Origin of the sequence: Cellulosimicrobium arenosum (genome assembly GCF_014837295.1) — a bacterium.
GTDB classification, from domain to species: Bacteria; Actinomycetota; Actinomycetes; order Actinomycetales; family Cellulomonadaceae; genus Cellulosimicrobium; species Cellulosimicrobium arenosum.
Genome location: NZ_JACYHB010000012.1, coordinates 56619 through 79745 on the forward strand (window position 1 = coordinate 56619; position 23127 = coordinate 79745).

Below are 23127 nucleotides of genomic sequence, written 5' to 3' on the forward strand. Positions count from 1 at the left end.
TTCCCGGTCGGTCCGGGCCTAGCAGGAGAGAAGAGAGCAGATGTCGCCCACCGGGAAGCTCAAGCTCATCGATCGCGTGAGCGCGATCAACTGGAACCGTCTCGAGGACGACAAGGACCTCGAGGTCTGGGACCGTCTCGTCGGCAACTTCTGGCTGCCCGAGAAGGTGCCGGTGTCCAACGACATCCAGTCGTGGCACACCCTGACCGCGCAGGAGCAGGAGCTCACGATGCGTGTGTTCACGGGCCTGACGCTGCTGGACACGATCCAGGGGACGGTGGGTGCCGTCTCGCTCATCCCGGACGCGATCACGCCGCACGAGGAGGCGGTGTACACCAACATCGCGTTCATGGAGTCGGTGCACGCGAAGAGCTACTCGTCGATCTTCTCGACGCTGTGCTCGACGCGCGAGATCGACGACGCGTTCCGCTGGTCGGAGGAGAACCCGAACCTGCAGCGCAAGGCCGAGATCGTCATGGAGTACTACAAGGGCGACTCGCCGCTGAAGCGCAAGGTCGCGAGCACCCTGCTCGAGTCGTTCCTGTTCTACTCCGGCTTCTACCTGCCGATGTACTGGTCGAGCCGCGCCAAGCTCACGAACACGGCCGACCTCATCCGCCTGATCATTCGTGACGAGGCCGTGCACGGGTACTACATCGGCTACAAGTTCCAGAAGGGCCTCGAGAAGCTCTCGCCCGCCGAGCGCGACGAGCTCAAGGCGTACACGTTCGAGCTGCTGTTCGAGCTGTACGACAACGAGGTGCAGTACACCGAGGACCTCTACGACGGCGTCGGGCTCACCGAGGACGTCAAGAAGTTCCTCCGGTACAACGCGAACAAGGCGCTCATGAACCTCGGCTACGAGGCTCTGTTCCCCAAGGACGAGACCGACGTCAACCCGGCGATCCTCTCGGCCCTGTCGCCGAACGCCGACGAGAACCACGACTTCTTCTCCGGGTCGGGCTCGTCGTACGTCATCGGCAAGGCTGTGAACACCGAGGACGACGACTGGGACTTCTGAGTCGCTGAGTCGGCCCGGCACACGTCACTGCCGAAGGGTGGCCCGGACCTGCAGATCTCTGCAGGTCCGGGCCTTCTTCGTGCCGGCCGGGCACGCTCGACGTCGTCGACCAGACGGTGGACGTGTCGTACACCCTCGCCGGTGAGTCGGAGCGCGCCCGCCTGTTCGCAGGACTGGTGGGTCAGCGCGGCGTCACGGTAGCGGGACGACTGTGGAGGGCGCCGTCACGGGCGGCTCGGCCGACCACGGGAACGTGATCCACAGGTCGGTGTCGCGCCACGAGTAGTCGGGCTGGATGATCGAGCGCGGCTTGGTGTAGAGCACGGCAGAGCGCGCCTCCGCGCCGTGCCCGTTCAGCATCTCCATGACGAGCGCCAGGGTGCGGCCCGAGTCCGCGACGTCGTCGACCACGAGCACGTGCGCCCCCGGCAGGTCGGAGGTGTCCATGAGCGGCGGCAGCACGCGCGGGTCCGAGAGCGTCTGGCCGATGTCCGTGTAGAACTCCACGTTCAGCGTCCCCACGCCCTTGGTGCCGAGCGCGTACGCGACCGCGCCACCCGGCAGGAGGCCGCCGCGGGCGACGGCGACCACGACGTCGGGCCGGTAGCCGCTCGCCACGACCTGCTCCGCCAGCTCGCGCGCGGCGACGCCGAAGGCCTCCCAGGAGAGCACCTCCCGCTCGGGCGGGACGGGTGGGCCGGCGGCAGAGAGCGCAGCGGGTGCGACATGGGTGGGGTCGTTCGTCATGGGTCGAGCCTACGGCCCGGATCGTGGCCCGTTCGCCGCGACGTGGCGGGGATACGGCGAAGGGCCGCACCCCCGCGGGGTGCGGCCCTTCGTCCGGCACGGGATCAGTACGCGGCGAGGATGTCCACCACGAAGACCAGCGGGGAGTCCGGGGGGATCGACCCGTCGGGCGTGCCCTGCTCGCCGTATGCCATGTCGGACGGGATGACCAGCAGCACCTGGCTGCCGACGGTCTGCCCGGCCAGGCCCTCGGTCCACCCGGCGATGACGCCGTTCAGCGGGAACGTCGAGGGCTCCCCGCGCTCCCAGGACGAGTCGAACGCCTTGCCGTCGAACGTCCAGCCCGTGTAGTGCGCGATCACGGTCTGGTCCGCGGTCACCTCGGGGCCGTCGCCCTTGATCAGCGGCTGCACGATCAGCTCCGACGGCGCCTCGTACCCGTCCGGGATCTCGACGCTGGGTGTGCCGGAGTCGTCGAGCGTGACGGTCGGCAGGCCGTCCTCGGGCGTCACGGACTCGCCCTCGGCGCGGTCCGGGACGTCGGCCGGGTCGGGGACGACCGGGGCGTCCTCGACGCCCGTCACCTCGGCGACGGTCAGGAAGGTGGCGGACTCGCCCGTCGCCTGGTCGGCCTGCGTGCTCGCGAAGAGGAAGCGCGTTCCGACCTTCTTGCCCACGACGACGTCGAGGAGCTGCGGGTAGAGGTTCTCGTCCAGGACGAGCTGCTCGGGGGAGTCGGTCTCCCAGGTCGAGCCCGCCTTGGTCCCGTCGGCGCCGGAGAAGCCGACGGTGTGCATCGTGATCTCCTGCCCGGCCTCGATCGTCTCGCCGTCGCCCTCGTCGAGCGACCTCGAGACGGCCCCCGTCACGGTGAACGGCGTCTCGAACTCGACCGTCGGCTCCGCGCCGGCGTCGCCCGTCACCGTGACGGCCTCGAGGGCCGCGACGTCCGCGGGGTTCGACGAGGCCGCGTCGCTCGCGGTCGGGCTGTCGGACGTCTCGTCGTCCGCCCCGCCGTCGCTCGAGCCGCATCCGGCGAGCAGGAGGGAGGCGCCCAGGGTGAGCGCGGCGACGCCGCGCAGGGTGCGGTGCTTCACGAGGGAAGGTCCTTCGGTTCGAGGGGACGACACGCGGTCGCCTGGTCTGGGCTGCACCAGCACGACACCGGTGGCCCGCAGGTCGTGCCGGGCACCGGCCGGTCGCGCGTCTGGTGCAGCACCGGCGGCCCACACTCTAGCGGGCGAGTCTGGACCGGTGCTGTGAGCGTCCGCGGTACGCGATCATGGAGGGATGCCGTCCCGTCGATCCCGCAAGCGACCCTGGGGTGCCGAGCACGTCCCGCTCGACCTCGACCGTGCCACGGGCGGCGCCCGCCGCGAGTCCGGTCCCGACGGCGAATGGACCGTCCGGACGGTCCGGGGCGGCGACAAGACGTACGTGTGCCCCGGCTGCAGCCAGACCATCCCGCCAGGCACCGGCCACGTCGTCGCGTGGCAGGAGGACTCGTTCTTCGGCACGCAGACGGCGCTCGACCAGCGGCGGCACTGGCACACGTCCTGCTGGGAGGCACGCGGCCGTCGTCGTCCCCGCTGAGCGCGCCCGCACGACCGAGGAACTAGGCTCGGACGCGATGAGCACCGCAGCCGAGCCGACCCCGATCACCTCTCTCACCGTCCTGCCTGCCCGGCGCGAGGACGTGGAGCTGCACACCGCGGACGGGCTCACGCTCGTCGGCGAGCTGGCGCTCCCCGCGGAACGAGACCCGGCGGCGACCCTCGTCACCCTCCATCCCCTGCCCACGCACGGCGGGTACATGGACTCCCACGTCTACCGCAAGGCCGCGTGGCGGCTCCCGGCGCTCGCCGACCTCGCGGTGCTGCGGTTCAACACCCGCGGGACCTCGTCCCCGCGGGGCAGGAGCGAGGGCGAGTTCGACGGCGGCGAGGCCGAGCGCTTCGACGTCGCCGCTGCCGTCGAGTACGCCGACTTCCACGACCTGCCCAGGCCGTGGCTCGTCGGCTGGTCCTTCGGGACGGAGCTCGTGCTCAAGCACGGCGCCGACCCGTCGGTGGAGGGCGCGATCCTGTTGTCGCCGCCCCTGCACCGTGCGACGGACGAGGACCTGGACCGCTGGGACGCGTTCGGCAAGCCGGTGGTCGTGCTCGTTCCTGAGGAGGACGACTACCTGCGTCCCGACGAGGCGCGCCGCCGCTTCGCGCGCGTGCGCCAGGCGGAGGTGATCGCGGTCGAGGGCGCCAAGCACCTGTGGGTGGGTGAGGCGCAGGTGCGCCGCGTGCTGGACGAGATCGTCCGCCACGTCCGGCCGGACCACGCGGTGCCGCTCCCGACCACGTGGTCGGGCGGCGCGTCGGCCGGGACCGCGGACCGGGACACCGAGGACAGCGACCAGGCGAGCTACGACGCGAGCCGGTCGGACGAGACGGCGGACTGACCGCGACCCGGGCGCGCACGGTCCGCCGGGTGCGCCGGGAGAATCCGAGGAGAACCACATGTCGACCGCACGACCCGAGCTCCACGTCCTGCGCCAGGGCCACGGCGACCCCGTCGTCCTGCTGCACGGGTTCCCGCTCGACCACCGGATGTGGTCGGACGTCGCGGCGGTGCTCCCCGGCGACGCGCCGATCCTCGCCCCGGACCTTCCCGGCCTGGGTACCGGTCCCGTGCCCGGCGCGGAGCCGTCGGTCGACGTCGCTGCCGACGCGGTCGCCGACCTGCTCGACGCGACCGGGGCGCGCCGCGCCGTCGTCGTGGGTCTGTCCATGGGCGGCTACGTCGCCCTCGCCCTGGCGGAGCGTCGGCCGGACCTGGTCGCGGGTCTCGGGCTCGTGGACACCAAGTCGACCGCGGACACCCGGGAAGCCCGCGAGAACCGGTGGCGCATCGCTGACGAGGTGGCCCAGGCGCAGACCGTCGACGCGGTGCTCGGCATGCCGCAGAACCTCCTCGGCACGTCGAGCAGGCAGACTCGCCCCGAGCTGGTCGCCAGGATCACCGCATGGATCGGTGACCAGTCGCCCGACGGGATCGCCTGGTCGCAGCGCGCGATGGCGGGCCGACCCGACCGGACGCACGTCCTCGTGGGCTTCGGAGGACCGGTCTGCGTCGTGGTCGGTGCCGAGGACACGGTGACGCCCCGCACGGACGCCGAGCACATGGTGGGGGCGTCCCGTGCCGCGCGACTGGTGCAGGTCGAGGGGGCAGGTCACCTCAGCGCCGTCGAGAACCCCGCGCCGGTGGCGGCTGTGCTCGCCCAGCTCGCCGCGCAGGCCCTGGCCTGAGCCGACCGGTCAGCCACGCTCCAGGACGAGCGCGAGCGCGTCGGGAAGGTCGATCGACTCACCGTCGCGACCCCCCTTGCCGAGCACGAGCGGCGGGTCGGACGGTGCGAGCGTCGTCCCGCGCAGGCGCGCCCGGAGACCGCCGGGGACGCTGAGCACGTAGAACGCGCCGTCCGTCCCGATCCCCACGCTCTGGTTGCGGCGCAGGTACCAGCCGACGACGTCGGTCCGGTACGTCGACCGGCCGTCGTACGAGCGTGCGCGCAGGGGTTCTGGCGCCAGGCCGCGTTCGCGCGCACGCTCGACGAAGTCGGCGATCAGCGAGCGGGCGGTGGCCGACTCTTGCTGCCGACGCCGGTCCAGCTCGCGTTGCTGGACCTCGGCGGCCTCGGTGCGCTGCTGCCGCCACTCCTCGTGGTGGGACGACACGGTGCTCAGGTCCGGGCGCTCGCGTCGCCCTTGCTCGCGGCGACCGGAGCCTCCTGGTCCGCGGCGTCCTGCGCGTCGTCGTCCGGCTCCTCGACCGGCTCCTCGGACTGCTTGTCGGACGCCTCGACCGTGCTGCCCGTGGACGTGCTCGTCGCGGGCGGGGCCGGCGGCGCAGGCACGGTCTGGACGGGAGTGGCCTCGTCCTCGGGTGCAGGGGCATCGGCGGTCTGCAGCATGGCGGCGCGGGCCTTCTGCGCCCGCGTGCCCGACGGCGCGGCGGTCGACTCCTGCGTCTTCTCCTTGGCCGGTGCGTCCGGGTCACCCAGCAGTCCGCGCAGCTCGTCGAGGTAGGTGTTGATCGAGTCGTGCTGGCGCGTGAGGTCCTCGAGCTGACGCTGCGCCTGGGCGCGCTGCTGCTCCGCCTCGATCGTCGCGTCGTTGACCGTCTGGTCCGCGAACTCGCGCGCCTCGGCCGTGACACGGTCGGCGTTGCGACGCGCCGTGGCCATGAGCTCCTTGACGTACGCGTCCGACTCGGAGCGGACCTTCTCCGCCTGCTCGAGCGCGAGCGCGACGCGCTTCTCCGCCTCGGCGGCGTGCTCCTCGGCCGTGGCGACGAGCTTCTCGGTGGCTGCCTTCGCGGCCCCGTGCCGCTCCGCGTTGTCCTGCTCCGCCTGCTCCCGGCGACGGACGACCTCGAGCTCGGCGTCGGCGAGCGCGGTCCGAGCCTGGTCTCGCAGCTCCTCCATCTCGGAGGTGACCGCATTCGCCGCCTCGGACGCCTGGCGCTGCGCCTCGTCGACCTGGCGCTGCGCCTCGCGGCGCGCGTTCTCGAGCAGCTCCGCGGACTCGCGCTCGGCGCTCTCGCGCTGAGCCGCGGTCTCGGCGGCGACCCGCGCGCGCAGCTCCGCGGTCTCGCGCTCGGTACCGACCCGCAGCTCGGTCGTCTCGCGCTCGACCTGCGCCCGCAGCGTGCCGAGCTCGCGCTCGAGCGACGAGCGCCGCTCGCTCTCCTCGGTGGACAGGGCGCTCTGGATGCGAGCCGCCTCGCGCTCCGCGGACCCGACGAGCTCCTCGGCCCGCCGCTGCGCGCTGACGAGCGTGCCCTCGGCCTCGCTCGCCGTCGTCGAACGGATCTCCTCCGCCTCGTAGCGCGCGCTCGCCAGGAGCTCACCCACCTCGTTCTCCGCGCGCGAGCGGACCTGTCCGGCCGCGAGCTTTGCGCGCGCCATGCTGTCTGCCGCCTGGGAGTTGGCCTGGGACAGGATGTCTGCGGACTGCTCCTCCGCAGACCGCAGGAGCTGCTCCATGCGGGAGCCGAGCCCCGAGTAGGAGGGACGGTCCATCTCGCGCAGCTGGCGCCTGGTGTCCGAGAGCTCGGCCTCGAGCTGCATGGACCGGGCGTCCGAGCCCTCGAGCCGGTTGCGCGCCTCCTCGAGCGCCTTCTCCAGCCGAGCGAGCTGTGCCTCGACCTGGGCGCGGTCGTAGCCGCGCATGGTGATGGGGAAGAGCGTGCGCTCGTCGGACACGTGGATGACCTCCGGTGCTGTGGGACGTGGGGCGAGCGCGCTGGCGGCGGCTCGTGGTCGCTGGTCCGGGGGTGCCGGTGGGTGACACGACCCCCCGGTGGGTCTCGGTCCAGGATACGGTGCGAGACGTGTCCTGAATACCCGCTAGGTACCGAGTCGGCCACGGCGCCGACGGTCGCGTCGTGCCTGGTACGGCAGGGCTCACGGCCCTGTCGGCGGGCCTGGTCGTGGCTCGGTGGGACGAGAACGCGCGTGTTCCGTGAACGGTTCGTGAGGATCGTCGCTGCTCGGCGCACGTGTGCTGGACCGGCGCGTCCGCACCTATTCTGGGAGGTCGATCGATGAAGGGAAGTTCGGTGCTGCAACGAATCATCGCCGCCGTCCTGCTCGTTGCGGGGCTCGTGGGCGTCGGCCTCGGCGTCGCGTCGGCCACGGTGTGGCGCGACAGCGACACCGTCGTGGCGACGACGTCCTACGCCGGTGACGGCACGATGCTCGTGACGGAGCCCGGCGTGCTGGACCTCGTGGACGACGACGTGACGATCCGCGCGACCACGCCGGACGACCAGGTGGTCACGCTCGTGGTCGGCCGCGACGTCGACGTCGCGGGCTGGGTGGGCGACGATCCTCACGGCGTCGTCGACGGCCTCGCCGACTGGGACGCGCTGTCCACGGCTCCCTTCGTGCCTGAGCCCGAGCAGGACCCGTCCGCGGACGAGTCACCCGGGACCGACGAGAGCCCGAGCGAGGACGCGACGGACGACTCCGCCGCGGACGCGACGGACGACTCCGCGGCTGACGCGGCGGACGAGACCACCGAGGACCCGGCCGACGACGCGTCGAGCGAGTCCTCGGAGGACGGCACCGAGGCGCCCGCCGCCGGCGTGGACCCGGCCGGTTCCGACATGTGGCTCGCCGAGGCGACGGGTGAGGGCTCGGCGACGCTGCGCTGGTCCGACCAGCCCGGACGCTGGCGTGTGCTCGCGGCCGGGGTGGGCGAGGGCGCGACGGCACCGACCCTCGAGCTGTCGTGGCCCCGCGAGGTCTCCACCCCGTGGCTGTGGCCGGGCGTCATCGGTGGGGCCGTGCTCATCCTGCTCGGTCTGTTCGTCGGCATGACCGGGCTGCGCTCCGGGCGGCGCAAGACGTCGGGCCGGCGCGGTACGACCGCGGCGACCCCCGTCGTGGCGGGACCGGGAGATCAGGGCTCCGACGGGCCCGGCGCTGCGTCGTCGGGCACGGACGAGCCGGGCTCGGCCACCTCGACCCCGGTCCCGGGTCGGTCGTCCTCCGGGGACGTCCCCCCGACGGTGACCCGGCGCGAGCTGCGTGAACGGGACGAGGCCGAGCGGCTCGCCGCCCAGCAGGCGCGCGGCCAGCGGCCGCGCCGTGCCTGGCTCACCGGTCAGATCCCGATCGTGTCCAAGGACCGCCGGCCGAGGACGGCCGCGCAGCCCGTGGTCGAGCCGGTCGTGCCCGAACCGCAGGACAACGGGACGACCCGCGCGGACGCGTGGCGGCGGACCTGGGGCTTCGCCCCGACGCCGGGCCCCGCCCCGACGGACGAGCCGACGACGAGCGGCCCCGACGAGACGACGGACGACACGAAGGACGGCACGCCATGACGCTCACCCGACACGCGCACCCGTCGAGCCGGTCGCCGCGCGGCCTGCTCCGCGTCAGCGCGCTCGCCGCAGGCGCCGCGCTGCTCGCAGGGTGCGCCGCGCCCCTGCCCACGCCCGACCCGGAGGGCGAGCCGGACCCGGCCCCGCCAGTGCTGACGGAGGCCCAGGAGGCAGAGGTGCTGACCGCCGTCGGCACGGCGCTGGAGGAGGCCGACGCCGAGACCGACCCGGAGCTGCTGGAAGGACGCGTCACCGGTCCTGCTCTGCGGATCCGGACGAGCCAGCTCGAGGTCGCCGCGAAGCGCAAGAAGGCGGACCTCGTCACGGAGCTGCCCACCGACGTCCAGGGGGTGGTGGTCCCGACCACCCAGACCTGGCCGCGCACGTCCTACGCGGTGAGCGAGCAGCCGGAGAACCTGCAGTCGCCGCGGTTGATCGCGCTCGACCAGGACTCGGCGCGCGACCAGTACGAGCTGTGGGGCTGGGTCCAGCTGCTGCCGGGCATCGAGATGCCGAGCTTCGCCGACCCCGCGCTCGGCTCCGAGGCGGTGGCCGCTGACGACGACTCCCTCCTGGTCACTCCGCAGGACGCCGTCGCGCAGTACGTGGACGTCCTCAACCTCGCGTCGAAGTCGGACTACGCCGACACCTTCGAGGACGACCCGTTCCGCACGTTCCTCGCGAGCGAGGCGAAGCGCCAGGGCAAGGCGCTGAAGGCCGCCGACGGCAAGCGCAGCATGTCGTTCGAGACGCTGGACGAGCCCGTGCACGCCGTCCGGACCGCCGACGGCGGTGCCATGGTCATGTCGTCGCTCACCTCGTTGGAGACGCTGCGGGTCGAGGAGGGCGGCAAGGTCAGCCCTGCGACCGAGACGCAGAAGTCGTTGTTCGGCGACGCCGATCCCACCAACGCGCTCAAGATCCGCTACGACGATCTCGTCGCGCTGTACGTCCCGCCGGCCGAGTCCGACGAGCAGGTGCGCCTGCTGGGGTACACCCACGTCGCGACGGCCGCACGCACCGACTGACCCTCCGTAGGATTGACCCATGAGCGAACCCACGCAGCAGCCCACGTTCGACGTGCGCGGAGCGGTCGACCTGTCCGCGCTCAACCGGCCGCAGGCGCCGCCCCCCGGTGCGGACGGGGGCGCGCCCGCCGCGGGCGGCTACGTCGTCGACGTGACCGAGGAGACGTTCCCCCAGGTCGTCCAGGACTCGTCGACCTACCCCGTGGTGGTCCTCCTGTGGATCCCGACCGACCAGGCCAACGCCCAGCTCGGCACCGACCTGGGCACCCTCGCCGACGAGTACGCGGGCAGGTTCCTGCTCGCCCGCGTCGACGCGCAGGCCTACCCCCAGGTCGCCGCGGCGTTCCAGGTGCAGGGTGTGCCGACGGTCGTCGCCGTCCTGCAGGGTCAGCCCGTGCCGCTGTTCCAGGGCGCGGCGCCGGTCGAGCAGATGCGCGAGGTGCTCGACCAGGTGCTGCAGGCCGCGGAGTCGAACGGGGTCAGCGGACGTGCGCCCGCGCAGGGCGGCGACGTCGACGAGGCCCCGGCAGCGCCGGAGCCGGAGCCGGAGCCCGAGCTTCCGCCGCTGCACCAGGAGGCGTACGACGCCATCGAGAACGACGACCTGGACTCCGCGGTCGCCGCGTACGAGAAGGCGATCAAGCAGGACCCGAAGGACGCGCTCGCCGTCGCGGGCCTCGCCCAGGTGAAGCTGCTCCGGCGCACGCGCGACGCGGACCTGGCGGCGGTGCGGTCGGCGGCCGCAGACGCGCCCACCGACGTCGACGCCCAGCTCGCGGTGGCCGACCTCGACATGCTCGGCGGCAAGGTCGAGGACTCGCTCGCCCGCCTGCTCGACCTCTTGCCGGGTGCCGATGCCGACGGCAAGGAAGCGCTGCGCGTCCGGCTGCTCGACTACTTCGAGATCGTCGGCCCGACCGACCCGCGCATCGGCAAGGCCCGCCAGCGTCTGGCCATCAGCCTCTACTGACCTCCACCTGGGCCGGCGGCACGACACCCCGGACCGGGACGGGCGGGTGGGGTGCGCCCGCACCCCACCCGTCGGACCTGGCCCGGCCGCGACTCCCGGCTGTCAGCCGTGCGAGGTCGGCACGAGGAACAACGCCGCGAGCGGCGGCACGCGCAGCTCGACGGAGTGCGCGCGCCCGTTCCACGGCACCGGCTGCGCCTCGACCCCACCCAGGTTCCCGACGCCCGACCCGCCGTAGACCTCGGCGTCCGTGTTGAGCGCCTCCTGCCACGTGCCGCCGCCGGGCAGGGCGAGCCGGAACCCCTCGTGGGGCGTCCCGGCGAAGTTCACGACGACGGCCACCTGGCTGCCGTCCCGCGCCCGGCGCACGTAGGCGAGGAGGTTGTGGTCGGCGGCGTCGGCGTCGAGCCACTCGAACCCCGCAGGGTCGTGGTCGAGCTCCCACATCGCGGGGGTGTCGCGGTAGAAGGCGTTGAGGTCCCGCACGACTCGCTGGACACCGGCCCGCCCGGGGTCGGCCGAGAGACCGTCCCAGTCGAGCGAGCGGCCCTCGTTCCACTCGGTGTGCTGGCCGATCTCGCTGCCCATGAACAGCAGCTGCTTGCCGGGGTGCGACCACTGGTAGGCGAGGAATGCCCGCACGCCGGCCCGCTTCTGCCAGTCGTCGCCGGGCATCTTGCCGTAGAGCGAGCCCTTGCCGTGCACGACCTCGTCGTGGCTGATGGGCAGGACGAACTGCTCCGAGTACGCGTAGACCATCGAGAACGTGATCTCGTGGTGGTGGTAGCGCCGGTTGATGGGCTCCTCCGCCATGTAGCGCAACGAGTCGTTCATCCAGCCCATGTTCCACTTGAGCCCGAACCCGAGGCCGTCCGCGGACGTGGGCCTCGTGACGCCGGGCCACGCGGTCGACTCCTCGGCGATCATCATCACGCCCGGCGTGCGGCGGTACGCGGTCGCGTTCGCCTCCTGGAGGAACGAGATCGCCTCGAGGTTCTCGCGACCGCCGTGCACGTTGGGGTGCCACTGCCCCGGGTTGCGCGAGTAGTCGAGGTAGAGCATCGAGGCGACGGCGTCGACGCGCAGGGCGTCGACGTGGAACTCCTCGAACCAGTAGGTCGCGTTGGCCACGAGGAAGTTGCGCACCTCGTTGCGGCCGAAGTCGAACACGTACGTGCCCCAGTCGGGCTGCTCGCCACGCAACGGGTCGGCGTGCTCGTAGAGCGGAGTCCCGTCGAACCGTGCGAGAGCCCACTCGTCGCGGGGGAAGTGCGCGGGGACCCAGTCGACGATCACGCCGATGCCGGCCGAGTGCAGCGCGTCCACGAGGTGGCGGAAGTCGTCCGGGTGGCCGAACCGTGACGTCGGTGCGTAGTAGCCGGAGACCTGGTAGCCCCACGACCCGCCGAACGGGTGCTCGGCCACGGGCATGAGCTCGACGTGCGTGAAGCCCTGCTCCACGACGTAGGCGGTGAGCTGGTCGGCGAGGTCGCGGTAGGACAGCCCTTGCCGCCAGGATCCGAGGTGCACCTCGTACACGCTCAGCGGACCGTTGTGCGGGTCGCGCTGCTCACGCTCGGCGAGCCACGCGTCGTCGGACCACGAGTAGTCCGACTCGACGACGACGCTCGCCGTGGCGGGGGGAGTCTCCGCGCTCTTGGCGAGCGGGTCGGCCTTCTGGCGCCACGAGCCGTCGGGCCCGAGGATCTCGAACTTGTAGCGGTCGCCGCCCTGCACGCCGGGCACGAACAGCTCCCACACGCCGGTCGAGCCGAGCGAGCGCATGGGATGGGTGGAGCCCCACCCGTTGAAGTCACCGATGACGCGCACGGCGCGCGCGTTGGGCGCCCACACGGCGAACCCGGTGCCCGTCGTCGCGCCGAGGACGCTGGGGAACGTGCGTACGTTGGCGCCGAGCACGGTCCAGAGCTGCTCGTGGCGCCCCTCGCGGATGAGGTGCTGGTCCACCTCGCCCACCGTGGGCAGGAAGCGGTACGGGTCGTCCGACGTCGTGACGTGGTCTCCGTAGCGTGCGCGGACCCGGTAGTCCGGCGCGTGCCGGACGGTGTCGCCAGCGCCGTCGTCCTGGACCGGGACGGGTACGACGGCGACCCACACGCCGTCCTGCTCGTGCGTCGCCGGGTGGTCCCCGTCGATCGTCACGACGACGACCTCGTCCGCCAACGGCCGCAGGACGCGCACGACGGCGCGGGGGTCGTCGGCGTCGGGGGCGAGGTGCGGGCCGAGGACGGCGTGCGGGTCGAACGTGCGACCGCTCGCTGCGGCGGCGAGCGCCTCGGGCGGTACGACGACGGGCGGGGGGGAGAGCGAGGAGCCGGTCATGGCTCAACCATTCCACGTCCGCGTGTCGCGCACATGACGACGAGCGCGTCGGACGGCCGCGAGGGGCGCTCGCAGCCGTCCGACGAGCCGGTCCAGGGGACCGCCTGCCGATCAGGCGGGCAGGGACCAGCGCTGGTTGGCGTTGCCGCTGCAGTCCCAGACCTGCAGGCGGGCCCCGTCCGCCGTCGACCGGCCGGTGACGTCGAGGCACCGACCCGACTGCGGGTTGCGCAACGTCTGCGTGGCAGACGAGTGCACCCACTGCTGGGCTCCGGAACCGTTGCAGGCCCAGAGCTGGACCCGGGTGCCGTTGGCCGTGCCCTGGCCGGTGACGTCGAGGCACTTGTCCGCGTTCGGGTTGCGGATGCTGCCGTCGGTGCGCACCTCCCACGTCTGCGCGACCCCGGGCGAGCACGTGTACAGCTGCACCGCGGTCCCGTTCGCCGTGCCCGACGCCGCGACGTCGACGCACTTTCCCGCGAGCCCGGTGATCGGCCCGGTCCGGTCCGTCGGACCGGGCGACGGGGTCGTCGGTGTCCCGTCCCCGAGCTGCACCTCGCCCTGGTTGAGCACGCGGGGGTGGAAGTACGCGGACTGGATCTCCGCGTTCGAGTTGTTCCCGCGCAGCTGCTCCGACCACACCATGAAGTAGCTCCAGCGCGGCTGGCTCGTCAGGAGCGAGTCGTTCGGGACCTTGCCCATCTCGGCGAGCGCGATCGGCTTGCCTGCGGCGATCGACTGGATCTGCTGGTAGTCGCCCTGGCTGGGGTGGTTCTTGTACCAGACGTCGAGGCTCACGACGTCGACGTACGAGCTCCCGGGGTAGTAGCCGGCCCAGCTCGCGTTCGGGTTGTCCTGGACGTTCCACACCCAGACGAGGTTGTCGAGGCCCTGAGAGTCGAAGTAGTCCTTCATCTGCTGGTAGATCTTGGCGCCACCGTTGGTGCCGGGGCGCCCGCCCCACCAGTTCCACGTCTCGTTCATCTCGTGGAAGGGGCGCCACAGGACCGGGACGCCCGCGTCCTTGAGCTGACGCAGGTACGGCACGACCTCGGCCATCCGGGCGCGCCACGTCTGGTTCAGCGAGGTGCCGCCGGTGACGACCTGGTCGAACTGGGCCTGGCTGATCTGCGTCTTGACGCCGCCCTCGAACTCGCACGTGGAGGGGCCGGTGGGGGAGCAGGCGTGCCAGGTGAGGGCGACGAGCGAGCCGTTCGCCCACTCGGCCTTCGCCTGGTCGACGACGCGCTGCCGGTTCGCCGCGTCCTGGCCGCGGAACATCAGGTCGCCACCCCACAGCCCGGGGTACTGGCCCGTGATGTCGTGGACCTGCTGCGTGTACTGGCCGGGCTGGTCCGCAGGTTCCTTGTTGTGCTGCCCGGAGACGACCGACGTCCCGGTGATGGAGCGCAGGTAGTCGATCACGGCCTGCTTGTCCCGGGCGGGGAAGGCCTGGGCGGACGGCGCGGTCACCGGGGACAGCGACGTGACGATCAGGGCCGTGAGCCCGGCGGCGAGCGCCACGACGAGGGTGCGCCGGGTTCGGGTCGTGGGCACTGCGCGGGCCGGTCCGCCGGCTGCTCGTCCGCTCGTGGTCATCGTCGACGGGCCCGCCGACGGTATCGGAGCTGCTGGGTCGTGGTGTCTCATGCGTCCTCCGCGTCGTTGCGTGAGTGGTGCCTGACGCGGCCACGGTAGTCCTTCCCGAGCTAACGTGTCTACCGTTGTCATGAACCGCTTAACATGTTGCAAACAATTGATCGGGTCGATCTGGTACCTCATCTGTGACAGCGTTGACAAGCGGCACGTCCGCGATCTACGGTCACGGTGCGCCGTCCGGCGGCGCACCACCGACGCGAAGGAGCGGACGATGCACCCACGGCAGGAGCGCGCGGCGAGAGGCCGCGCGGCGCGACCAGTCAACCCACCCGATCGTCAGGCGACCGTCGCGCGCCGTGCGCTCGCCGTCGCGACCGCCGTCGGGATCGCGATCGCCGGTACGGTCGTACCGGCCGGTGCCGCCGCCGGCACCGGCCCCGTCACCCCGACCCAGGAGAGCCCGAGCGCCGTGCCCACGACCTCCGTCGGCGAGAGCCGCAACACGTCGTTCGTCGAGCGCGACGGCTCGCGCCTCGTGCTCGACGGCGAGACGTTCCGCTTCAGCGGGACGAACATCTACTGGCTCGGGCTCGACGAGAACGTGCCGCCCGGCGTCGTCGACTACCCGACGTCGTTCCGCATCCGCGACGCTCTCGACACGGCCGCGAACCTCGGCGTGTCGGTCGTGCGCTCCCACATGCTCGCCTCCACCGGGACCGAGCTCGCGATCCTGCCCGCCCCGGAGGAGGGGTACGACGCCGAGGCGTTCGCGAGCATCGACTACGCGATCGCCTACGCCGGGTCGAAGGGCATCCGGCTGGTCCTGCCGCTCACCGACGAGTGGGCGTACTACCACGGCGGGCATCGTGACTTCGCGGCCCCGCACGGGTACTGCACACCGATCGACATGTTCACGCCGTGCCCGCAGTTCTACTCCGACCCGGCCGTGGTCGCGGACTTCACCGACTACGTCCACCACGTCATGGACCACGTGAACCCGTACACGGGCCTCGCGCTCAAGGACGACCCGACGATCCTCGCGTGGGAGCTCGGCAACGAGCTCGAGGGCACGACGCCCGACTGGATCGAGCACGTCGCGACCGAGATCTCCGAGCGCGCACCGCAGCAGCTCGTCGCGGCGGGGCGCCGGTTCTCCATCGACGAGGACACGCTCGCCTCCCCGCTGGTCGACATCGTCGACGTGCACTACTACCCGCCGACGGTCGCGAGCGTGCGGGCCGACGCCGCGAGGATCACCGACGCCGGGAAGGTGTACATCGCGGGGGAGTACGCCTCGACCGCCGCGACGCCGGAGCTCCTCGAGCCGCTCGCGGCCGAGCCCGACGTCACGGGCATGATGTTCTGGTCGCTCTTCGGGCACGACGACGCGTCCGGCCTCGTCCCGCACGACGACGGCTTCACGCTCCACTACCCGGGTACCGACGAGCGCATGCGCGGCAACGTCGCGGCGGTCCGCGCCTACTCGGCGGCGCTCGCGGGCGCGGGGATCCCGGTCGAGGTGGAGCAGCCGCTCGTCACGCGGGTGGGCAGCACGTACGGGTTCCACGAGGTCTCGTGGCGTGGCGCGGCGGGTGCGGCGACGTACCGGCTCGAGGGCGCGGACGTCGCCGCCGGCCAGCCGGCGGGCAGGTGGTCCGTCGTGGCCGACGGCCTGACCGACACGGGCGAGGCATACCTCGACACCGCGACGGGCGGGGACGCGGCCTACCGGGTCGTGCCCGTCGGCGCGGACGGGACCGACGGGCCGGTGTCCGAGCCGGTCGTGGTCGCCGGCGGCGAGGACGTGCTCGTGGACCCGCTCGAGACGCAGCGCCCGCTCGCGGACCACGCCGGGCTGCGCGTGGTGCCCGACGGCGACGTCGCCCTCCTGGGCAGGTCCGACACCGGTGCCGGTGACGGCGCGGCGTACGCGGTGTGGGAGAACGTCGGCCTGCACCGCGCCGAGCTGCGCGTGCGCGCGGCCAGCGCAGAGCAGGCCGGGTCGCTCGTCCTGGCCACCAGCGTGGACGGCGAGACGTGGACGACGGCGCAGGCCGCCGTCGGACCGCAGGTGGACGGGACGTTCCGGGTCGGCGTCGAGGCCCCCGAGGCCACGCGGTTCCTTCGTGTGACCTGGCCCGACGGTGCGTCCGCGCGCCTCGAGCGCGTCACGCTGCGCTCGGCGCAGGACCTGCCGGTCGTCGACGACGCGCTCGCCGACCTCTCGCGAGCGAGCGCCGACGGGCCGGTCGGCCTGGACGCCGGCAGCCCGGAGCTGTTCGGCGGGGACACGTCGCGGGCCAAGCGCGAGGCGCCGGGTGCGGCGTCGCTCACGTGGGAGGCGGCGGACCTCACGCGGCTGGAGGCGACCGGCTGGTACTGGCCGGACGCGGACCCCGCGCACGTGGCCTTCGAGGCCCGGGTGGACGGCGCGTGGCAGGCCGTCCAGGTCGAGGTGTCCGGTGCGCCCGGGACCGTCGGCGGGGCGTGGGGACGGTTCGCGTACGCGGCGCCGCTCCCGCCGGGGGCCGACGCCGTGCGGGTCGTCTGGCCCGCGGACGCGGCGCCCGAGTGGGCGCAGCAGCTCGGCGACGTCCGGCTGTACGGGGCGGGCGGCGTGCTCGCCGCGCCCGGCGCGTTCGCGGCGCTCGCGCCCGAGGATGGCGCATCCGGTCTGCGCGGCACGCCGACGCTGCGGTGGGAGCCAGCCGCGCAGGCCGCGGCGTACCGCCTGACGCTCGCACCGGCCTCCGACCCCGGCACGCCGATCGTGTCCGCCGAGGTGCGCGGCGTGAGCCTGGCGCCCGACGTCGAGCTCGACCCCGCGACGTCGTACACGTGGCACGTCGAGGCGGTCAACGGCGCCGGGACCACCGGCATGACCGGCGGCGCGCGCTCCTTCCGGACGGAGGCGCTGCCGGACGAGCCGCTCGTCGTCGAGGACTACGAGGGCTTCGCCGACGACACCGCGCTCACCTCAGCGCACCGCGCGAACGCCGGGGGAGACGCCGTCACGACGACGCTCGTCGCCGGGCCTGACGGCGGTCAGGCGATGCACGTCGCCAGCACGCTCGCGTCGTCCGGCTACGCGGGTGTGACGCGGACGTTCGACGAGCCGCAGTCCTGGTGGGGCTACGAGGGCCTCGACCTGTGGCTCGACCGCTCCGGTCTCGGGGCCGGGCAGAACGTGACCGTGCAGGTCGTGGCCGGCGGGCAGTACTGGGAGACCGTGCTGCCCGGTACCGGGCCGCAGCCCGCGGGGACCGTGCACGTGGCGTTCGACGACCTCGAGCTGCCGCCGTGGGCAGGCGGCGGCGGCCGTGCGGACCTGTCCACCGTCACGGAGCTGTCGTTCTACCTCGGCGGCAGCGGCCCGGCCGTGCTCGTCGTCGACGACGTCCGCACGGCGGTCGCCGCGGCGGGAGCGCCGGAGGTGGCAGCGGAGGCGTCGGCCCGGTGCATGGCCGGGAAGGCGTACGTCGCCGTCCGGGCGACGAACGAGGGGGACGACCCTGTCTCCGTCACGCTCGCCACGTCGTACGGCACCAAGGCGTTCGCCGCGGTGGCCCCCGGGAAGAGCGCGTACCAGTCGTTCGCGGTGCGCCAGACGTCCGTGGCGGCGGGCACGGCGGTGGTGACCGTCGGCTCCGGCGCCGGAGCGGTCGACATCGACGCCGGCTACGCGGCGCTCGACTGCGGCTGACGACTCCGCACCGGGGCTCCGCCCCGGGCGATGCCCCCGTCCGTCCGGACGGGGGCATCGTCGTGCCCGGTCGGGCCTATCCTGTGGACCATGGCGTGGTCGGTCTGGACGACCCTGGCGGCCGCCGGGGTGCTCGTCTCGCTCACGCCGGGCGCCGGCGCGGTCAACACGATGTCCAACTCGATCGGTGTCGGGTGGGCGCGCTCGATCTGGGGGATCCTCGGCCAGCAGCTCGCCCTCGTGGTGCACGTCCTCGTCGTGGCGGCCGGTGTCGGCGTGCTGGTCGCGGGCTCTCCGGTCCTGTTCGCGGTCGTCCGCTACGCCGGTGCCGGCTACCTCGTCTACCTCGGGATCCGGCAGTGGCGAGCGCGCCCGCGGGACGACGGCGGTGCTGACGTCGCGCGCAGGACCGAGTCGCGTCTGTCGATGGTGCGCCGCGGTCTTCTCGTGAACCTCACGAACCCGAAGGCGGTCGTCTTCTTCCTCGCGTTCATCCCGCAGTTCGTCCGACCGGACCGCCCGCTGCTGCCGCAGTACGTCGTGCTCGGGGTGACCGTCGTCGTGATCGACGTCCTCGTCATGTGGTTCTTCTTCGCCACGGCCGCCACGGGCCTGCGGCGGCTGACCCGCGAACCGCGCGGGCAGCGCGCGGTCGACAGGCTCTTCGGGAGCCTCTTCGTCGGGGTGGGCGTGCTCCTCGCGGCGGTGCACTGACGCGACGACGCCCCCACCGCCCGGGTGGGCGGCGGGGGCGTCGGCGTCATTGCGCGACGGCAGGTCGTGCGCGACGTGCGGGAAGGTCGGACGCTACCCGCAGGTCACCGCGCCGTAGTCGGCCTCGACCACCACCTCGTCGTGGGGGCCGGTCGAGGTGCCGGTCGCCGTGACGGTCGCTGCGCCGTCGGGCACGGAGGACGCGCGGACGGCGAACGACTGGTACGCGTTCTGCCCCGGGGCGACGCCCGTGAACGTCCTGCTCCCGTACGGCGTGGTGAGCGTGACGTCCACGGCCGAGTCGCCCGCGTTGGTCGCCCGGACGGCGACGTACGCCTTCCCGGCCAGGCAGCGGGCCGACGCGTCGACCTCGACCTCCGGCGCCGGTGCCCCGGCGTCGCGCGACTGGTCGAACAGCCAGTCGAGCACGACCGGGTTGGAGTACGTCGGGATCCACGACGAGTGCGGGTACGCGAGCCGGTCCGGCGTGCCGGTCGTGCCCGGCGTGTACGCGGTGTGGAGCACCTCGCTGCCTGCCGCTCGCGCCTCGTCCCACAGGGCCTGCGCCTCGGCCGACGCCTCGTCGCGCGGGAGGTTGCCCGCCCACTCGCCGCGCGTCACGACGGCGCCTGCCCGCTCGAGCCCGTCGAGCGCGGTGAGCGTGAGGCCGTACGGCGCCGTCGGGTCGTCGATCGCATGGTGCACCCAGACCGGCAGGTCCTCGATCTGCGCGGTGAGGTCCGCGGACTCGCCGCCCGCCACGAGCAGCGCGCCCGCGAACAGGTCCGGATTCTCGGCGAGCAGCGGCCAGCTCGCGCGCGAGCCGCGCGAGAGCCCGGTGAGGTAGACGCGGTCGGGGTCGACGGGATACCTGTCGATCATGTCCTCGACCATCCCGACGAGCGCCTGCCGCCCGCTCGGGGTCAGCCAGTCCTGGTCGGGCGCGCGCTGCGGCGACAGGACGAACGCGGGGTCGTCGCCCTGTCGCGCCGGGTCCGCGAACGCGACCGAGAGCTGGTTCCCGACGAGCTGGGCCGTGTTGTCCGTCCCCGTCTCGCCCGTCCCGTGCAGGGTCAGCACGAGGGGGTAGAGCTCGTCCGTGGCCGGGTCCTCCCGCACCGCCTCCGGCGTGAAGAGCCGGTACCGGAACGTGTCGCCCGGTCCGTCCCAGCGGTCCGCCGTGTACTCGTCCACGACCGGGGAGATCACCGCCGACGCGTCCGCGGCCCCACCGCCCGCGACCGTCACGTCGCCGAGCGTCACCCCACCGACCTGGCGCACCGAGTACGCGTCGGTGAGGTCGTAGAGCTGCGTGGTGCCCTCGTAGAACGTCCCCGCCGCGTTCGCGTCGGACGTGTCGAGCTCCAGCACGACCCACTCGCCGGCGCTCGGTCCGGCCCCGGGGGCGGCGTCGGGCACGTCGCTCGTCACCGCTCGCACGACGGTGCGCGGCCCGTCCGACGTCGTGCCCGGCGTCGGGCCGTCGAGGTCGGCCCGGACGGCGAAGGCCGCGGGGTCGAGCTCGCTCGCGGGCAGCTCCTGCGAGTACCGCACGGCCAGCGCGCTCACCTCGTAGCCGTGCGGGTTCACGACGCCGACGACGCGCGCGTCCACGATCTCGGGTCCGGCGTCCCCGCCGTCGCCCCGTGACGCGAAGCGCGGCATCCCGGCCGCGCCGATGCTGTGCGCGTAGAACTCCTCCATCGCCTGCGGCGTGTTGTAGTTCCACGTCCGCGCGCCCCACGGCATCGCGAGCGACCAGTCGGGCTGGGCCGCGACCTCGTCCTGCGTCGGGAAGACGAACGTCTCCCCGATCATCATCGGCTTGCCGTCGCGCTGGGCGATCTGCTGCGCCTGCTCGTAGTGGCGCGGCTGGTAGCCCTCGACGTCGTAGAAGTCGACCGAGAGCACGTCGTAGTAGTCGGCGCCCGGGCTGAAGCTCGACCAGTCGTTCGCGTCGTACTCGGCGAGACCGCCGTCGAGGCCCTCGTAGCGGTCGAACTTCGCGTCGCCGTCGGCGAACCCGTAGTCGTCCGGCAGGTCCTGGACGTTCCAGACCCACACGATGTTGGACAGGCCCTTGTCCTGCTCGAGGTAGTCGTGGAACATCCGGTAGAGCCCCGCGCTGCCGTCGGTGCCGGGACGCCCGCCCCACCAGAACACGTGCTGGTTCATCTCGTGGAACGGGCGGAGCATGACCGTCACCCCGCGGTCCTCGAGCTGCTGGAGGTAGCGCGCGTACTCGTCCATGCGCTCCTTCCAGCTCTCGTTCAGCGGCGTGCCGTAGGTCATGAGCTCGTCCCACTGGTCCGCGTACAGGTACGAGTAGATGCGGTTGGGGCTCGGCAGCGTCTCGTGCGCCTGGTCGCCGCCCCAGCCGCCCTCGGCCTCCTGGGCGACCGTGTACTGCGGGGGCGAGACGTGGAACATGATCTGCACGAGGTTCCCCTCGTCCCACTGCCGCGCGACCTCGTCGATCATCTGCTGGCGGTACGGGACCGTCTGGCCGGTGAGGAAGTCCGCGCTGTACAGCGCCGGGTACACGCCGAACTCGTTCGCGACGCGCTGGTGCAGCGAGTCCTGCGCGCTCGCGTACGACTGGTCGTGGTGCATCGCGGACAGCATGCCGGTACCCGTGATCTGGTCCAGGTAGTCGACGACGTCGACCGGCGCGGGCAGGTCGGTGACGGTCACGTCGAGGTGGGTGCCGACGTCGACGGTGAACGTCGTGCCGACCCCGCCGTCGGGCGCGGGGGCGAAGAGCCGCACCTCGTGGAGGTCGACGCCGACCGTCCCGGTGGCCCGGAAGTCGCCCTTGGGCACGGGGCGGGTCGCGTCGTGCAGGACCGCCTGGTCGTCCGAGGCCCACATGGCCTGCACGATCCGCGCTCCGGCGGGGAGCGTCGCGTGCTCGTTCAGCACGGTGAGCAGGTTCGTCGCGCCGTCGGTGCTCAGGTCGGTCTGCGGGAAGGAGACGGCGGGTGCCTCCGGGAGCTCGTCGAGGAGCAGGTCGATCTCGTCGACCACGATGGTGCCTCCGCTCTGGCCGGGCGCACCGGCGACCTGGTTGACGTAGAGCGCGAACGACGCGATGCCGCTCGTGCGCAGCGTGCCGGTGCCGGACTTGGGCCGGAAGTCCTCGATCGGGACGGTGACGTGCTGGGGTTCGGTCGACGTGGCGTCGAAGCCGTCGACGTCGTTCAGGTGCGCCTCGTACGACGCGCCGTCGCTGAGCTGGAGCAGCACGTCCTGACCCGGTGTGCCGTTCGTGATCCACAGCTCGAGCGCCTGCAGCCCCGGCCAGTAGCCGTCGACCGCGCGCGAGCGGCCGGAGTAGCCGCTCGTGAACGAGTAGTCGAACCGCATCGCGGAGCCGGTGGCGGTGCCGTCGGTGCCGTCGGCCGGGAACGGCGAGTCGACGAGCGTCGCCGTGCTCGCCCCGCCGTTGGAGTTGCGCACGTACGTGGCACCGAGCGCGGCATCGTCGGCGTAGCCCTCGAAGTCGTCGAGGCTCAGCCGGGCGGGCTCGGCCGTGGCCGCCGGGCCGTCGTCCGGCGCGGCGGCGTGCGCGGGCGCCGCCGTGAGGGTGGCCGTCGCCAGGAGGGCCAGGGCCGCGAGCGCGGCCGGTGGTCGTCGTCGGGACATGCGGGACTCCTTCGTCCGAGGGTTCTGGTCGTCCGGACGCTACGGCCGTCGATGACCATGTGTCAACGCTGACATGATGATTCGTCGAGTAGACAAACTGGACTCTCGAAGTTCTCTGCTCTCGGAGCTCACAGCCAGAGAATGCGGCCATGACAACGTCCGACACGGTGGGGCCGCTTCGCGAGGTAGTACCGCAGTCCGCCGAAGTAGTACCGCAGCCCGGCGAGGTAGTACCTGGATCCGCGGAAGGAGTCCGTGGTCGGTCGCACGGGCGAGCGGCGCGTGTCGCGCCCTGCATCCGCGCGTGTGCCCGACGCCGCGGGCCCGCCTCGTCGGAACGTGGCGGCCGGCGTCGGGCCGGGTCGATGTCGACGGCGTTCGCTCGCCATCTCCCTGGCGCAGCGACACCACGTCGCGGGGCTGCGGTACTACTTCGCGGTATCGGGCTGTTGCTTCGCGGGCTGCGGTACTACGT

Annotated in this window: 16 protein-coding genes; 9 read left to right on the top strand and 7 right to left on the bottom strand. The window is 72.7% G+C overall.

Annotated elements, in window-relative coordinates:
• Positions 1 to 40: 40 nt before the first annotated feature.
• Positions 41 to 1021, top strand: a complete 981-nt coding sequence (gene nrdF / locus IF651_RS13710) for a class 1b ribonucleoside-diphosphate reductase subunit beta (RefSeq protein WP_191829688.1) — start codon at positions 41 to 43, stop codon at positions 1019 to 1021.
• 192 nt (positions 1022 to 1213) lie between these two features.
• Here the strand turns inward: nrdF and IF651_RS13715 are convergent, their stop codons facing one another.
• Together IF651_RS13715 and IF651_RS13720 are read right to left on the bottom strand one after the other, a co-directional pair.
• The gene (locus tag IF651_RS13715) at positions 1214 to 1768 is read right to left on the bottom strand and encodes a phosphoribosyltransferase (protein WP_191829689.1); all 555 of its coding nucleotides are present in this window, start codon (positions 1766 to 1768) and stop codon (positions 1214 to 1216) included.
• 104 nt (positions 1769 to 1872) lie between these two features.
• Positions 1873 to 2865, bottom strand: coding sequence for an FKBP-type peptidyl-prolyl cis-trans isomerase (locus tag IF651_RS13720; protein ID WP_191829690.1), 993 nt, complete (start codon positions 2863 to 2865; stop codon positions 1873 to 1875).
• Positions 2866 to 3058: 193 nt separating this feature from the next.
• Between IF651_RS13720 and IF651_RS13725 the strand changes: the two genes are divergently transcribed.
• Genes IF651_RS13725 through IF651_RS13735 form a run of 3 tightly spaced genes read left to right on the top strand, consistent with a single transcriptional unit; the run spans position 3059 to position 5067 of the window.
• A complete protein-coding gene (locus IF651_RS13725; RefSeq protein WP_191829691.1) occupies positions 3059 to 3361 on the top strand; it encodes a hypothetical protein in 303 nt (100 codons plus the stop codon).
• A 37-nt stretch (positions 3362 to 3398) separates the two neighbouring features.
• A complete protein-coding gene (locus IF651_RS13730; RefSeq protein ID WP_241744451.1) occupies positions 3399 to 4220 on the top strand; it encodes an alpha/beta hydrolase in 822 nt (273 codons plus the stop codon).
• Between the two features lie 58 nt (positions 4221 to 4278).
• Positions 4279 to 5067, top strand: a complete 789-nt coding sequence (locus IF651_RS13735; RefSeq protein ID WP_191829692.1) for an alpha/beta fold hydrolase — start codon at positions 4279 to 4281, stop codon at positions 5065 to 5067.
• Positions 5068 to 5076: 9 nt separating this feature from the next.
• Here the strand turns inward: IF651_RS13735 and IF651_RS13740 are convergent, their stop codons facing one another.
• Together IF651_RS13740 and IF651_RS13745 are read right to left on the bottom strand one after the other, a co-directional pair.
• The gene (locus IF651_RS13740) at positions 5077 to 5496 is read right to left on the bottom strand and encodes a hypothetical protein (RefSeq protein WP_191829693.1); all 420 of its coding nucleotides are present in this window, start codon (positions 5494 to 5496) and stop codon (positions 5077 to 5079) included.
• Between the two features lie 5 nt (positions 5497 to 5501).
• Positions 5502 to 7025 carry a coiled-coil domain-containing protein gene (locus IF651_RS13745; RefSeq protein WP_191829694.1) on the bottom strand — a complete coding sequence of 508 codons (1524 nt, stop codon included), beginning with the start codon at positions 7023 to 7025 and terminating at the stop codon, positions 5502 to 5504.
• Between the two features lie 356 nt (positions 7026 to 7381).
• On the opposite strand from IF651_RS13745, the gene IF651_RS13750 reads away from it, so the two are divergent.
• From IF651_RS13750 to IF651_RS13760, 3 genes are read left to right on the top strand one after another with little or no spacing between them, the layout of a single operon-like run.
• Entirely contained in the window at positions 7382 to 8650 is a 1269-nt protein-coding gene (locus tag IF651_RS13750) for a hypothetical protein (protein WP_191829695.1), read from the top strand.
• Positions 8647 to 9678 carry a DUF8094 domain-containing protein gene (locus IF651_RS13755; protein ID WP_191829696.1) on the top strand — a complete coding sequence of 344 codons (1032 nt, stop codon included), beginning with the start codon at positions 8647 to 8649 and terminating at the stop codon, positions 9676 to 9678. Before IF651_RS13750 ends, IF651_RS13755 begins: the two co-directional genes overlap by 4 nt.
• 19 nt (positions 9679 to 9697) lie before the next feature.
• Positions 9698 to 10648: a tetratricopeptide repeat protein gene (locus tag IF651_RS13760; protein ID WP_191829697.1), complete on the top strand. Its 951-nt coding sequence runs from the start codon at positions 9698 to 9700 to the stop codon at positions 10646 to 10648.
• Positions 10649 to 10750: 102 nt separating this feature from the next.
• Here the strand turns inward: IF651_RS13760 and glgB are convergent, their stop codons facing one another.
• Entirely contained in the window at positions 10751 to 12991 is a 2241-nt protein-coding gene (gene glgB / locus IF651_RS13765; RefSeq protein ID WP_191829698.1) for a 1,4-alpha-glucan branching protein GlgB, read from the bottom strand.
• 111 nt (positions 12992 to 13102) lie between these two features.
• The gene (locus tag IF651_RS13770; protein ID WP_206715338.1) at positions 13103 to 14548 is read right to left on the bottom strand and encodes a glycosyl hydrolase; all 1446 of its coding nucleotides are present in this window, start codon (positions 14546 to 14548) and stop codon (positions 13103 to 13105) included.
• 313 nt (positions 14549 to 14861) lie between these two features.
• Here IF651_RS13770 and IF651_RS13775 point away from each other — a divergent pair, with 313 nt between their 5' ends.
• Both IF651_RS13775 and IF651_RS13780 read left to right on the top strand, forming a co-directional pair.
• On the top strand, positions 14862 to 18293 hold the full coding sequence (locus IF651_RS13775; RefSeq protein ID WP_191829700.1) for a carbohydrate binding domain-containing protein: 3432 nt from the start codon (positions 14862 to 14864) through the stop codon (positions 18291 to 18293).
• A 90-nt stretch (positions 18294 to 18383) separates the two neighbouring features.
• Positions 18384 to 19007: a LysE family transporter gene (locus IF651_RS13780; RefSeq protein ID WP_191829701.1), complete on the top strand. Its 624-nt coding sequence runs from the start codon at positions 18384 to 18386 to the stop codon at positions 19005 to 19007.
• Positions 19008 to 19100: 93 nt separating this feature from the next.
• Here IF651_RS13780 and IF651_RS13785 read toward each other — a convergent pair whose 3' ends face one another.
• A complete protein-coding gene (locus tag IF651_RS13785) occupies positions 19101 to 22652 on the bottom strand; it encodes a glycosyl hydrolase (RefSeq protein WP_191829702.1) in 3552 nt (1183 codons plus the stop codon).
• Between the last annotated feature and the right edge of the window lie 475 nt (positions 22653 to 23127).